This window comes from Stenotrophomonas sp. CASM101 (assembly GCF_049384845.1).
Taxonomy (GTDB): domain Bacteria; phylum Pseudomonadota; class Gammaproteobacteria; order Xanthomonadales; family Xanthomonadaceae; genus Stenotrophomonas; species Stenotrophomonas hibiscicola.
In genome coordinates this window covers 18,211-31,084 of sequence record NZ_JBMRFR010000018.1, presented here as the reverse complement: position 1 = coordinate 31,084, position 12,874 = coordinate 18,211, and the positions used below count along the sequence as shown (strand labels likewise).

Sequence of the window (12,874 nt, the reverse complement as noted above, 5' to 3'; positions counted from 1 at the left end):
CGTATCTATCAAAAGTCGTCGGGGGTGATTCTATCTCAAATGAGACAGGTTCTCATTGGGCGGAGCGAGAGGCGTTCTCAGCGATAACCCGCCGCCTGCAGCTCGAACAGCTCGGCGTAGCGGCCACCCTGTGCCATCAGCTGCGCGTGGGTGCCGCTGGCCTCGATCCGGCCGTCGGCCAGGACCAGGATGCGGTCGGCCATGCGTACGGAGGAAAAGCGGTGGGAAATCAGCACTGCGGTGCGATTATCCGCCAGTTCCCTGAACCGCTGGAACACCTCGAACTCGCTGCGCGCATCCAGCGCTGCGGTTGGCTCATCCAGGATCATGACCTGCGCATCGCGCATCCATGCGCGCGCGATGGCGATCTTCTGCCATTGGCCGCCGGACAGGTCCACGCCCTGCTTGAAGCGCCGGCCGATCTGCTGGTCGTAGCGACCGGGCAGGTCCTCGATCACTTCCTCGGCCATGCCGCGCCTTGCGGCGTCGGCAATGCGCGCCTGGTCGTCCATCGCCTCGACCTGGCCAACGCCGATGTTCTCGCCCGCGCTGAGGTTGTAGCGCACGAAGTCCTGGAAGATCACCCCGAGGTTGGCGCGCAGGTCGTCCAGGTCGTAGTCGCGCAGATCGCGGCCATCGAGCAGGATCCGGCCTTCGTCCGGCTCGTACAGCCGTGCCAGCAGTTTCACCAGCGTGGTCTTGCCGGCGCCGTTCTCGCCGACCAGGGCCAGCACTTCACCTGCGTACAGCTGGAAATCCAGATGGCGCACCGCCCACTGTTCGGCATCGGGATAGCGGAAGCCGACGTTCTCGAACACGAAGCCCTGGCGGATTGGCTGCGGCACGCGCCCGGCGCCTTCACGCGAGTGGATTTCCGGCTCGATCTGGAAGAACGAGAACAGGTCATCCAGATACAGCGCCTGGCTGGCGACCTGCGAGAAGCCGATCAGCAGGCCTTCCAGCAGCTGGCGCAGGCGCAGGAAGCTGCCGGCGAGGAAGGTCAGGTCGCCGATCGAAAAGTCGCCGCGCACCGTGCGCCACGCGATGTAGGCGTAGGCGGTGTAGTACCCCAGCGTGCCCAGTGCAGCCAGCAGCGTGCCCCAGAACGCGCGGCGCCGGGCCAGTGCACGGTTGGCCTGGAACAGCGCCACCGACAGCCGCCGGTAGCGTTCCACCAGGAAGCGGTGCAGGTTGTAGATCTTCACTTCCTTGGCCGTTTCCACGCTGGCACCGAGCTGGCGCAGGTAGTCGAGCTGGCGGCGCTCGGGCGTCCACTGGAAGTTGAGGCTGTAGCCGGCCGCGTTGAAGTGCGATTCGCCGATGAAGGCCGGCACCAGTGCCAGCGCCAGCAGCAGGATCAGCCACGGCGCGTAGACCAGCAGGCCGACGGCGAGGCTGGCCACGGTGATCGCGTCCTGTACCTGGCCGAACAGCTGGCTCATCAGGTTCATCCGGCCCATTGTCTGGCGCCGCGCACGGTCCAGCTTGTCCTGCAGGTCCGGGTCTTCGAAGTCCTCCAGGTCCAGCGTTGCGGCGTGTTCCATCAGCCGGATGCTGGTGGCATTGGCGAACAGTTCCGAGAGCAGCGCATCGGCGTAGCTGACCAGCCGGCCGAGCAGGTCCGAGGCGATGGCCAGGCCGAATTCCAGCGCCAGCAGGCCCAGCAGTGGATTGAGCAGCCCGCTGGACAGCGCCTCGCCCAGTGGCGGGAAGCCGGCACCGTGCTGGCTCAGGTGCAGGGCGCTGTCGATGATCAGCTTGCCCACGTACAGCATCGCCACCGGCAGCAGCGCCCGGATCAGCCGCAGGCCAAGGCTGGCCAGGGTGAGCGCGGGGCTGGTTTTCCAGACCATGCGCAGGAACGGCGGCAGGTTGCGCATCGCCCTGAAGCGCTGGCGCAGGCTGGGTCTGTTCGCGGCGGCGGCGCCAGCGGTGGGGGTAGCAGGCATGCGCATATTGTGCGGCCTGATACGTGCAGAGGGGGTCAGTGCAGCCGTGTGGCCGGCACCGGGGTCCGATCCCTCTGCCACGCAACGGGCTCTGACCCCATCAGCCCGGATCGGGTCAGAGCCCATCGCGAAGCGAAGGGATCCGCCCCCCCCCGCATCCACGCATGGCGTGGACCTACCGTGTCGACCAAGGTCGACACCTACCAACAGCAGTAGAAGTCTGTCGAGGGCGGGGTGGGTCAGGTCGTAGGGGCGTGAGCCGCATGGATGCGGCGACCGAGCTTACATGGACGTACTTGCAGCGTCCCCTGCGACCTGCCCCACCCTGCCAACCCGCAGAAGAGCCAGCTTCTGCCGTTGCTCCAGCTGTTGCTCTGGTCTCTGCGGGTGCCGGGCGGCAGCCCGGCCAACAGGCCCCTTTTACGGCAGCGGCGGCAGCAACCCCGCACCCAGCCGGTTCCACGCATTGATCACCGCAATGCCCATGCTCAGGTCACTGATGCCCTTCTCATCGAAGTGCGGTGCCAGTGCATCGAACGCCGCCTGCGACGGCGCACCGTCAGTCAGCCGGGTCAGCGCCTCGGCCCAGCCCAGCGCCGCACGTTCACGGGCATCAAAGAAGCGGCTTTCGTGCCAGGCGGGCAGCGTATCGAGCTTGCGCGGCTCGATGCCGCCCTTGCGCAGCGCAGTGCCGTGCATGTCCATGCAGTAGCCGCAGCCGTTGAGCTGCGACACGCGCAGGAACACCAGTTCCATCAGGGTCGGATCGACCGAGCCGTCATGCACCGCCTGGCTGGTGGCCAGCAGGCCCTTGAAGGCCTCGGCGGCCAGGCGGGTGTAGGGGACGCGGGGAGAGGCATGGTTCGACATCGTGGGCTCCACGGCGGCCACAGTGGCCGCCTTTCACTACCAGGACGCCCTACCGTCGCCGCGCGTGACAACGTCCGGCAGCTTCTCCGGATTCAACACGCTGTACACGTTGGCGATGCGGCCATCGACCACTTCGATGGTGGTGATCGAGTGCAGGCGGTCGCCCTGGAAGCGCAGAATCGCCGGCTCGCCATTGACGCAGCCCAGGTGGGCCGGATGCACCGCGCCACGGCGGGCGATGGCCCAGAACAGGCGGCCGATGCGCTCGGCACCCAGCAGTGGGCGGATCGCTGCGGTAACCACGCCGCCACCGTCGGAGACCAGTTGCGCGTTGGCGTGCAGCAGGGCTTGGATCGCCTCGCTGTCGCCGCGCTGCGAGGCGTCCATGAAGCGCGCCAGCAGCTGCCGGTGCTGGCTGGCATCGGCGTTGAAGCGCGGCCGCCGGGCCTGCAGGCGTTGCCGGGCACGGTGCACCATCTGCCGGCAGTTGGCCTCGCTGTGACCGATCAGCTCGGCGATCTCGCGATAGTCGTGGTCGAAGGCCTCTTTCAGCAGGAAGGCGGCGCGTTCTTCGGGGCCGAGTTGTTCGAGCAAGGTCAGGAAGGCCACCGAGACATCGTCGGCCAGCGCATGCAGCTGGGCCGGGCCGGGCGCCGGGTCAGGCTCCAGCGTGACGGCCAGCGGCTCGGCCAGCCACGGCCCGACGTAGTGCGCGCGCTCGCGCTTGGCCGCACGCAGCCGGTCCAGGCCGAGCCGGGTGGTGGTGGTGACCAGCCAGGCCTCGGGGTCGCGGACGCCGGCCGGATCGGCGCCGGACCAGCGCAGCCAGGCATCCTGGACCACGTCTTCGGCGTCGGCGCGGCTGCCGAGCAGGCGATAGGCCAGGGCCATCAGGCGCGGGCGGTGGGTCTGGAAAGCGGTTTCGGCGTTCATGTGGGCAAGGACGCGCCAACGGGGCGGGGCGTGACAGGGCTTCTGGATCTGATCTTGCCGGCCAGCGCCCAGCACGACCACCCCGGGGCCGGGGGAGGGGGTAAAATGGGCGGATTACCCCCGCCAGCCTCGAGCAAGCGAGCAAGCCGTGACATCGATCAAGCAGGAAGACCTCATCCAGTCCATCGCCGACGCGCTGCAGTACATCTCGTACTACCACCCGGTCGACTACATCAAGAACCTCGCCGCTGCCTACGAGCGCGAGGAGTCGCCGGCCGCGAAGGAAGCGATGGCCCAGATCCTGATCAATTCGCGCATGTGCGCCGAGGGCCACCGCCCGATCTGCCAGGACACCGGCATCGTCACCGTGTTCCTGGAAATCGGCATGGACGTGCGCTGGGACGACGCCACCATGGGCGTGGAAGAGATGGCCAATGAGGGCGTTCGCCGCGCCTACATGCACCCGGACAACAAGCTGCGCGCCTCTGTGCTGGCTGATCCGGCCGGCAAGCGCATCAACACCAAGGACAACACCCCGGGCGTGGTCAACGTCAAGGTGGTGCCGGGCAACACCGTCGACGTGATCGTCGCCGCCAAGGGCGGTGGTTCGGAAGCGAAGACCAAGTTCGCCATGCTCAACCCGTCCGACTCCATCGTCGACTGGGTGCTGAAGACCGTGCCGACCATGGGCGCCGGCTGGTGCCCGCCGGGCATGCTCGGCATCGGCATCGGTGGCACCGCCGAGAAGGCGATGCTGCTGGCCAAGGAAGCGCTGATGGAGCCGATCGACATCACCGAACTGCAGGCCCGGGGCGCGTCCAACCGCATTGAAGAGCTGCGCCTGGAGCTGTACGAGAAGGTCAACGCGCTTGGCATTGGTGCGCAGGGCCTGGGGGGCCTGACCACCGTGCTCGACATCAAGATCAAGGATTACCCGACCCACGCGGCCAACCTGCCGGTGGCGATGATCCCGAACTGCGCGGCCACCCGCCATGCGCACTTCACCCTGGATGGCAGCGGCCCGGTGATGCTGGACCCGCCGTCGCTGGAAGACTGGCCGAAGCTGACCTATGACGCGTCCAAGGGCACCCGCGTGGACCTGGACACGATCACCCCGGAAGACGTGGCCAGCTGGAAGCCGGGCCAGACCCTGCTGCTCAACGGCAAGCTGCTGACCGGCCGCGACGCCGCGCACAAGCGCATGGTCGACATGCTCAACAAGGGCGAGGAACTGCCGGTGGATCTGAAGGGCCGCTTCATCTACTACGTCGGCCCGGTAGATCCTGTGCGCGACGAAGTGGTGGGCCCGGCCGGCCCGACCACGGCGACCCGCATGGACAAGTTCACCGAGCAGGTGCTGGCGCAGACCGGCCTGCTGGGCATGGTCGGCAAGGCCGAGCGCGGCCCGGCCGCCATCGAAGCTATCAAGAAGCACAAGTCGGCCTACCTGATGGCCGTTGGTGGTTCGGCCTACCTGGTGTCCAAGGCGATCAAGGCGGCCAAGGTGGTCGGTTTCGCCGACCTGGGCATGGAAGCGATCTACGAGTTCACCGTGCAGGACATGCCCGTGACCGTGGCCGTCGATTCCACCGGCGAATCGGTGCACAAGACCGGCCCGCGCGAATGGCAGGCCCGTATTGGCAAGATTCCGGTGGTGGTGGAGTAATCCTTCCGCCCAGTGTTCAGACAACGGCGCCCGTGTGGCGCCGTTGTTGTGTGCAGCCTGCCTGCGCGTGGCCTGCTCTGCTAACGTACTGGCTGGCGTTCTGGAAGGGAGTCCATCGTGCTGCAGTGGCCGCGTGTTTTCGTGTTGCTGGTCGCTGCGGTGGCGTGCAGCGCCTGCGGGCCACGTTACTTCGTCGAGCCTCCCACCCACGAAGCGGGGAAGATCTGCGCGTCGGTCTGCGAGAACCGGAAGGCAACGTGCGACTTCCACAACCGCGCCCTTGCCGAGTCGGATCAGCGCAGCTGCGAAAGCGAGAAGAGCCGGGTCATCAGCCGTTGCAGTGATATCGCCGATGACAAGCAGCGGCACAACTGCGAAGGGGGCAACGGTGCCGGCAACTACTGCGGTCCCCCGGTGCTTCCTTCATGCGGCGCTCCGTACGCCCAATGCCTGCTCTCCTGCGGCGGCACCGTGAATGACGTTCGCACCGACACCGGTGTTCCCGTGTACTGATCGGGGCGCGCGTCGGGCCTGCACGAGTAACCGTAGTCTGCTAGGGTTGGAACATCCCTGCACTGGATGTGCCCATGCGCCTGCATCGATCCGTCGCGACCGTGTTCCTGCTGGTCCTGGCCGGCTGCAGCACAACGTCCTCCTATGAAGGTGCGGATTTCTCCGCCTCCTCGCAGTGCCGCGTGCAATGCCAGGCCGATTATCGGAGCTGCATGGCGCGGGGGAGTATCGGCAGCAACGACTTCAGCTGCGAACAACAGATGGTGCCGGCGCCGGACAAACGCTGCAAGGACGTTGCCAATCCCGAACTGCGCCGTTCCTGTGAACTGAAGACACACGACTGCGCGATACGCACGCCGATCATGTCCTGTAGCGAAGGCCGCGATACCTGCATGAGCCGCTGCGGCTGAGCAACGATTGCCCGTGCAGGGCATAATCGGCCGATTCATCCACCCGGGACTTGCGCATGAGCACCACGCTGTATGGTTCGACCAGCACCGCCGCCCTGGTGGTGCACTGGCTGCTGATCGAACTCGGCATCGAGCACGAACTGGTGCTGCTGGATTTCGACGCACGCGAGCACAAGTCGGCCGAGTACCTGGCACTGAACCCTGCTGGCGTGGTGCCGACGCTGCTGATCGATGGCCTGGTACTGACCGAAGCGGCGGCCATTGCACTGTACCTGGCTGATCGCCATCCGGAAGCCCGCCTGCTGCCCCCGGTGGGTACGCCGCAGCGTGCCGACGCCTACCGCTGGATGTTCTGGTGTGCCAATACGCTGCAGCCGGCCTATCGTGCCTGGTTCTACCCGCACGAAATGGCGGGCGAGGCGAATATCGAGGCCAGCCGCGGGATGGCACGGCAGCGCCTGGAAGCAGCCTGGCAGCATGTGGCCACGCACCTGCAGGCGCAGGGACCGTACCTGCTGGGCGCCACGCCCTGCGTAGTTGACTACATGCTGGTGATGCTGATGCGCTGGTCGCGCAACATGCCGAGGCCCAGCGACACCTGGCCGGCGCTGAAGGCGCATGCCACGTCGATGAAGGCGCGCCCGGCGTTCGCCGAGGTGTATCGCCGCGAGGGCATCACCGACTGGCAGTAGCCCGTTCTGCAGCGCCGAGCCACGCTCGGCTGCATTCACGGGTGGCACGCGAGCAGCAGCCGGGCAGCAGCCGGGCGGGGCTCGGCTCTGGCAGTGCGGGTTACAGGATCTCCAGCACCGTTTCCGGCGGGCGGCACAGCCGCGTGCCCTTGGGCGTGCGCACCACGGGGCGGTTGATCAGGCGCGGGTGTTCGGCCATCGAGGCCAGCAGCGTGGCCTCGTCCGCATCTTCCAGGCCCAGTTCGGCGAACTGCGATTCCTTGCTGCGCACCAGATCACGCGCGCTCAATCCGGATTCGGCCAGCACCTGGCGCAGCGTGGCCACATCGGGGGGATTGCCGAGGTACTCGATCACCTCCGGCTCGAAGCCCGCATCGCGGATCAGCTTCAGTGCGCCGCGCGAGTTGCTGCAGGCCGGGTTGTGCCAGATCGTCACGTCCATCAGAACCACTCCAGCAGGGACACACCCACGCCCACGTAGGTGGCCTTGTGGTTGTAATCGATCAGGCTTTCGCCGTAGCCGTCGAAGACCTGCACATGGCCGCGCAGCAGGTTGCTGATCGGGAAGCCGTAATCCAGCTGCAGGGCGCCGTGCGAGCGGCTGCCGGTGCGCAGCGAATGGCGTGCCATCAACGAGACTTCGTGGCCGTTGCGGTTCCAGGTCAGGGTCGCGTCACCGCGGCCCATGTAATCCTCGATGTCCGGGTTGTTGTCATCGCTGCGGGTTTCCGGGATGCGGTACCAGGGGCGCAGCACCAGCGCCCAGTTCTCGCGGTCCAGGCCGATGTTGAGCATGACCCGGTTCCAGCTGCGCGACAGTGGGTCGGCCCGGCCATTGGACTGGTGGTTCAGCGCGATGCCGGTCATGCGCCCGCGCCAGCCACCGATCGAGTAGCCGTTGCGGAAGACCATCATCACTTCCGGTTCGTAATTGGTTTCGCGGAAGGGGCGCGAATCCTCGCTGTTGTAGGCCTGCCAGCGCGAGCTCTGGGTGTAGCCGGCCCAGATGTCGCCGTTGTCGCCGAACAGGTTTTCGGCGATCTTGGTCTTGAAACTGATCTGGAACTTCAGCTCGGCACTGTCCAGCACCTGCGGCGTGGTGACCGTGTTGGCCGGATTCGGCGAATGCGGTGTGGTGTTGCGGTCGCTGGTCCAGAACGCAGGCAGCAGGTACACCGGCTTGTAGGCGCGCAGCTGGAACGGGCCGAGCTTGGAGTCCTCGGCCAGTTCCCAGCGGCTGTCCAGCAGTGAGCCCCGGCCAGCGTTTGCCAGCGCGCTGTCGGGCTCTGCTGGGCGGAGCAGATCACTGACCCGCTCGCGCAGTTTCTCTTCGCCCTGGCTTACGCGTGCAGTCTGTCGTTCTTCGCGACGGGCCTGTGCTGCTGCCTCGGCGGCAGCGTCGGCCTCGGCGGTGGACTGCGCGGAGCGCCCGAACTGCCGGTCATAACAGGCCAGGCGGGCAGCGTCTGTGGTAATCGCCGCACATGCGGCCGGCGAGGCTTCGGCGCTGGGCGCGAACTCCTGCGCAGCGAGCGGAGCACTGGCCAAGGCCAGCGCCAGCGGTGCGAGGCGGGGAAGCAGCGGGGGGAGGGTCATTCCAGCAGGCCCTTCGGTGAATACGGGAGTCGCACAGTGTGGCGGCTGTACCGGGTCGCGGCCAGCCCCCACGGTTTATGCACGCCCACCGCGTGCGTGCGGCGTGAAGGCGGTGCCGATTACAGGAACCACGCGAAGGCGAACAGGCCAAGCATCGCGATCACTACGGCCAGTTTCAGCGCCAGGCCGAGCAGGATGCCGAGCCAGGTGGCCAGTCCCACCCTGGTCGAGCGGCCCAGCTCGCGGGTGTGCCAGTACTCGCCGAGCAGGGCGCCGAGCAGTGGGCCCGCAAACAGGCCGATGGGCATGAAGAACAGCCCCACGATGCTGCCGGCGAAGGTGCCCCACAGCGCCTTGCGGCTGGCACCCACCCGCTGTGCACCCACTACGGTCGCCAGCACGTCCGCCAGCAGCGAGAGCACGGTCAGTACGCCCAGCGCAACCAGGGTCGGCCAGCCGACGTGGACGAAGCCGTCCGCCCAGGCCGCCAGCAGCAGTCCGATGAACACCAGCGGGATGCCGGGCAGGGCCGGGAGGATGATGCCCGCGATGCCGGCGAGGACAAAAATGACCGCTAGCAGATACAAGATGAATGAGAGTCCCATGCTGTCCCGTATGGTGGCCGTTTTGGGGTTGACAGTGAAAGATTTTGCCAGTTGCTTTTTCGTTTTGGGCGGGTTAAGTTGCAGTCGCTGAGCTTGGCAAGGTCACCGTGGATCGTGGCCTGATGAAGCAAGATCTTCCCGATCCGCTGCATCGATGCACCTCGCTTCCCCCTTGCTTGTCAGCCGCCCACCAGGCGTTTCCAACAACAAGAGAGAGTCACCAGGGAGTTAGTGAGATGTCTGATCGCGAGACCGGTACCGTCAAGTGGTTCAACGATGCGAAGGGATTCGGCTTCATCAGCCGTGAAAACGGCGAAGACGTGTTCGTGCACTTCCGCGCCATCCAGACCCAGGGCTTCAAGAGCCTGAAGGAAGGCCAGAAGGTCACCTTCACCGTCGTGCAGGGCCAGAAAGGCCTGCAGGCCGACGCCGTGCAGCCGACCTGATCGCGCTGCAAGCCGTCGCATGAAAAAGGCCCGCGCAAGCGGGCCTTTTTCTTTGTGATCGGCCCGGTGCAGATCAGCGCAGGATGACCTTGCCGTTGACTACGCGCACGTAGGTGTTTTCGCGGATGCCGCCGAGGTCGCGCTGGTTGACCACGATGGTGCGGCCATCGTCCATGCGCACGCTGATGTCGTAGGTATCGCTGGTGACGTTCTTCTGGATCTGGTTGCCCGCCAGCGCGCCGCCGACCGCGCCCGCAGCGGCGGCGATGTTCTTGTTGCCACGGCTGCCGCCGGTGTGGTCGGAGATCTCGTGGCCAGCCACCGCGCCGACGATGCCGCCGAGGATCGCGCCGGTCGCGCTGGGCGCAGTGCGGCCCGAGGGCACGGTGTTGATGCGGGTGACGATGCCGCAGTCGGCACAACGGCCCTGGTTGTAGCCGCCGTTGTTGCCGTAGCCGCCGTTGTTGTAGCCGTTGTTGTAGCCGCCACCGCCATAGCCGGGGGAGGTGGCACAGCCAGCCAGGGCGAGGGTAGCGATGGCGCTGGCGGCGATGAGCTGGATCTTCATGGGGCGTCTCCTGGCCGTGAAGGCGGGTGCGTTGGGTGGTACTGCGTCGTGCAGCAGGGTGGACGAATCGTCCCCTTTTGAACGTGAACAAGGCGCCAACCGCGCAGCCCTTGCCCGGCTGCAGGATGAATGCGGCTCAGCGGAAGTCCTGGTGGCAGGCGCGGCAATCGGCCTGCACCGTTTCCACCACCTGCGCCAGGGCCGTGCAGTCGCTGGGCGGCGCGGCCAAGGCGGCATTGAGGCTGCCGCGCAGCTGGCTGGCATGCTGCTGGAACTGCGCGCTGTCCTTCAGCCCGGGGAAGGCAAGATCCAGGTCGTTGGACAGCAAGCGCATTGCCTGCAACCGCGGCACGCTGTCGGCCAGGCTGCAGCGGTTCTGCTGCTGGGCCTGCAGCAGCAGCTGCGACTGCCGTTGCATCACCTGCATCAGGCTGTCGGGGAACGGGTCGCGGCGGGACTGCAGGGCACGGCCGACCATCACCGTGGCGACCAGCCCGATCAGCAGGCCCAGGCCGAGCACGAACAGGTAACGGTAGGCAGCGGACGGGCGGCGTGGCGGGCTGGCGTTCATGGCAGGCTCTCCGGCGTGCAACGGTGGGTTCGATGCCGGCGCGCAGCAGGTGCCGGCAGGTGCACGTTAAAATAGCGGCATGAACGAACTGGTCAAACAACGCTTCGCCGGCATCGAACGGCTGTATGGCGTGGGCGCACTCGAGCGCCTGCAGGGCAGCCGCGTGGCGGTGGTGGGCATGGGCGGCGTCGGCTCGTGGGTGGTGGAGGCATTGGCCCGCTCTGCGGTCGGCCACCTGACCCTGATCGATGCCGATGACATCTGCGTGTCCAACACCAACCGGCAGCTGCCGGCGATGGAAGGCAACTACGGCCGCAACAAGGCCGAGGCGATGGCCGAGCGTTGCCGCGCGATCAACCCGGACATCGAGGTCGATGCCGTGCAGGCATTCCTGACCGTGTCGAACATGGCCGAGTTGCTGGACCGTGGCTTCGACTTGGTGATCGATGCCTGCGACAGCTTCCGGGTCAAGGTCGAGACGATCGCCTGGTGCCGTCGCCGCAAGCTGCCGCTGCTGACCGTGGGGGCTGCCGGTGGTCGCACCGATCCGACCCTGGTGCGCATCCGCGATGTCTCGCGCACCGAGCACGATGCCATGCTGGCACTGATCCGCAAGAAGCTGCGCAGCGAGTTCAACTTCCCTAGGAATGCCAAGCGCTACTTTGGCGTGCCGGCGGTGTATTCGCTGGAGAACGTGAAGTACCCGCAGGCCGATGGCAGTGTCTGCGGCATCCGGCCGAACCTGGGCGCCGATGCGGCATTGAAGCTCGATTGTGGTGCAGGCCTGGGGGCGGCGACCCACATCACCGGTGCGTTCGCCTTCGCCGCAGTGGGCAAGGCGCTGGAAATGCTGCTGGAGCCGAAGAAGGTGAAGGCTGAAGTGGTCGAGGATGACGCCGAGGCGTGATGGTAGTGCCGGCCGCTGGCCGGCAACTCCGGAATGATCGAATCAGCGCTGGTGCCGGCCGGCAGTACCGTTATAGCGCCGGCAGCGCGAACAGCCGCCGTGCGTTTTCCGTGGTGATCCGGGCCACTGCCTCCAGCTCCATCCCGCGCAGTGCGGCCACGTGACGGGCGATGGTTGCCAGGCGCGCTGGTTCATTGCGCTGGCCGCGGATGCCGGCGTCAGGCTGGTCGGGCGCGTCGGTCTCCAGCAGCAGCTGTTCCAGCGGCATCCCGCGCACCAGGCGCTGCAGCCGTTGCGCGCGTTCGTAGGTCAGCGGACCACCGAGACCGAGCAGGAAGCCCTGCCGGTGCAGCTGCGCAGCCTGTTCGGGGCTGCCGGAAAAGCTGTGCACCACGCCGCGCAGGCCGCCGATACGGCGGATCGCAGCGATCACCGCGTCCACCGCGCGTCGCGCGTGCACGATTACCGGCAGCTCGAACTCGCGGGCCAGTTGCAGCTGACCGATGAAATACGCCTGTTGCGCCTCCTCATCCAGCCCCTCGACGAAGAAATCCAGCCCGCATTCGCCGATCGCACACGGGCGTTCGCGCTCGATCCATTCGCGCAGCAGCGGCAGATGGTCGGGCCGGTGCTCGGCCAGGAACATCGGGTGCAGCCCGTAGGCCGGATGCAGCCCCGGCGCCTGCTGGCAGACCACGCGCAGCTTCGGCCAACTGGCCGCGGTCACCGCCGGCACCACCTGCAGGCGCACGCCAGCGGCCTGCGCGCGCGCGATCACGGCGCTGCGGTCACTGTCGAACTCGCCGGCATCGAGGTGGCAGTGGCTGTCGACCAGCGGGCTCAACGCTGTTCCAGCGACGGCGCAACCGTGGCAGCGTGGCGGCTTTTCCAGTTGGCCAGCAGCAGGGTGCCGAAGCCGAGCACCAGCTCATCGACGAACGGGATCGGGTCCGGGATGAACAGCGTCAGCACGAACAGGCCCGCTGTAAGCTTGAACAGGGTGGGGTAGCGCAGCCGGCGGGCCCATTGCAGTACCGGCAGCAGCATCGGGTTGGCCATGGCGGAAATCCTCGTGGGGAATATGCAAACGCTACCACGGGCCCAGCATTTCCCGATGCTGAATGGGTTACAGGAATGAGCAGGAAATG

At 66.7% G+C, this 12,874-nt stretch carries 16 protein-coding genes; 6 read left to right on the top strand and 10 right to left on the bottom strand.

Going from position 1 to position 12,874, the window contains the following annotated elements; genetic code table 11:
• Positions 1-77 precede the first annotated feature (77 nt).
• The 3 genes from VG543_RS18205 to VG543_RS18195 form a co-directional block, all read right to left on the bottom strand.
• Complete coding sequence (locus VG543_RS18205; protein WP_423178123.1) at positions 78-1,949, bottom strand: ABC transporter ATP-binding protein; 1,872 nt, start codon at positions 1,947-1,949, stop codon at positions 78-80.
• 420 nt (positions 1,950-2,369) lie between these two features.
• Positions 2,370-2,819, bottom strand: coding sequence for a carboxymuconolactone decarboxylase family protein (locus tag VG543_RS18200; RefSeq protein ID WP_423178121.1), 450 nt, complete (start codon positions 2,817-2,819; stop codon positions 2,370-2,372).
• A 36-nt stretch (positions 2,820-2,855) separates the two neighbouring features.
• Positions 2,856-3,752 carry an RNA polymerase sigma-70 factor gene (locus tag VG543_RS18195; RefSeq protein WP_180876618.1) on the bottom strand — a complete coding sequence of 299 codons (897 nt, stop codon included), beginning with the start codon at positions 3,750-3,752 and terminating at the stop codon, positions 2,856-2,858.
• 148 nt (positions 3,753-3,900) lie between these two features.
• Here VG543_RS18195 and VG543_RS18190 point away from each other — a divergent pair, with 148 nt between their 5' ends.
• The 4 genes from VG543_RS18190 to VG543_RS18175 all read left to right on the top strand — a co-directional run bounded on the left by VG543_RS18190 (position 3,901) and on the right by VG543_RS18175 (position 7,033).
• The gene (locus tag VG543_RS18190) at positions 3,901-5,418 is read left to right on the top strand and encodes a fumarate hydratase (RefSeq protein WP_019660432.1); all 1,518 of its coding nucleotides are present in this window, start codon (positions 3,901-3,903) and stop codon (positions 5,416-5,418) included.
• 117 nt (positions 5,419-5,535) lie between these two features.
• Positions 5,536-5,931, top strand: a complete 396-nt coding sequence (locus tag VG543_RS18185) for a hypothetical protein (protein WP_423178120.1) — start codon at positions 5,536-5,538, stop codon at positions 5,929-5,931.
• A gap of 74 nt (positions 5,932-6,005) precedes the next feature.
• Positions 6,006-6,341, top strand: coding sequence for a hypothetical protein (locus VG543_RS18180; protein ID WP_019660430.1), 336 nt, complete (start codon positions 6,006-6,008; stop codon positions 6,339-6,341).
• Positions 6,342-6,397: 56 nt separating this feature from the next.
• Positions 6,398-7,033 carry a glutathione S-transferase family protein gene (locus VG543_RS18175; RefSeq protein ID WP_423178119.1) on the top strand — a complete coding sequence of 212 codons (636 nt, stop codon included), beginning with the start codon at positions 6,398-6,400 and terminating at the stop codon, positions 7,031-7,033.
• A 100-nt stretch (positions 7,034-7,133) separates the two neighbouring features.
• Here the strand turns inward: VG543_RS18175 and arsC are convergent, their stop codons facing one another.
• The 3 genes from arsC to VG543_RS18160 form a co-directional block, all read right to left on the bottom strand.
• Positions 7,134-7,475, bottom strand: coding sequence for an arsenate reductase (glutaredoxin) (gene arsC / locus VG543_RS18170; RefSeq protein ID WP_019337377.1), 342 nt, complete (start codon positions 7,473-7,475; stop codon positions 7,134-7,136).
• Entirely contained in the window at positions 7,475-8,629 is a 1,155-nt protein-coding gene (locus VG543_RS18165; RefSeq protein ID WP_019660427.1) for a phospholipase A, read from the bottom strand. Before VG543_RS18165 ends, arsC begins: the two co-directional genes overlap by 1 nt.
• Positions 8,630-8,748: 119 nt before the next feature.
• Positions 8,749-9,234 (bottom strand): DUF456 domain-containing protein, encoded by a 486-nt coding sequence (locus tag VG543_RS18160; protein WP_019660426.1) that lies wholly within the window; start codon positions 9,232-9,234, stop codon positions 8,749-8,751.
• Between the two features lie 236 nt (positions 9,235-9,470).
• Between VG543_RS18160 and VG543_RS18155 the strand changes: the two genes are divergently transcribed.
• On the top strand, positions 9,471-9,680 hold the full coding sequence (locus VG543_RS18155) for a cold-shock protein (protein ID WP_005410290.1): 210 nt from the start codon (positions 9,471-9,473) through the stop codon (positions 9,678-9,680).
• Positions 9,681-9,753: 73 nt separating this feature from the next.
• Here VG543_RS18155 and VG543_RS18150 read toward each other — a convergent pair whose 3' ends face one another.
• On the bottom strand, positions 9,754-10,248 hold the full coding sequence (locus tag VG543_RS18150) for a glycine zipper 2TM domain-containing protein (protein ID WP_005410289.1): 495 nt from the start codon (positions 10,246-10,248) through the stop codon (positions 9,754-9,756).
• A 136-nt stretch (positions 10,249-10,384) separates the two neighbouring features.
• Positions 10,385-10,819 carry a hypothetical protein gene (locus VG543_RS18145; protein WP_423178117.1) on the bottom strand — a complete coding sequence of 145 codons (435 nt, stop codon included), beginning with the start codon at positions 10,817-10,819 and terminating at the stop codon, positions 10,385-10,387.
• Positions 10,820-10,898: 79 nt separating this feature from the next.
• On the opposite strand from VG543_RS18145, the gene VG543_RS18140 reads away from it, so the two are divergent.
• Positions 10,899-11,726: a tRNA threonylcarbamoyladenosine dehydratase gene (locus tag VG543_RS18140; RefSeq protein WP_312544330.1), complete on the top strand. Its 828-nt coding sequence runs from the start codon at positions 10,899-10,901 to the stop codon at positions 11,724-11,726.
• Between the two features lie 70 nt (positions 11,727-11,796).
• Here VG543_RS18140 and VG543_RS18135 read toward each other — a convergent pair whose 3' ends face one another.
• Both VG543_RS18135 and VG543_RS18130 read right to left on the bottom strand, forming a co-directional pair.
• Positions 11,797-12,570 carry a TatD family hydrolase gene (locus VG543_RS18135; RefSeq protein ID WP_423178115.1) on the bottom strand — a complete coding sequence of 258 codons (774 nt, stop codon included), beginning with the start codon at positions 12,568-12,570 and terminating at the stop codon, positions 11,797-11,799.
• Positions 12,567-12,785: a DUF6116 family protein gene (locus tag VG543_RS18130; RefSeq protein ID WP_019660422.1), complete on the bottom strand. Its 219-nt coding sequence runs from the start codon at positions 12,783-12,785 to the stop codon at positions 12,567-12,569. The genes VG543_RS18135 and VG543_RS18130 overlap by 4 nt, the downstream gene beginning before the upstream one ends.
• Between the last annotated feature and the right edge of the window lie 89 nt (positions 12,786-12,874).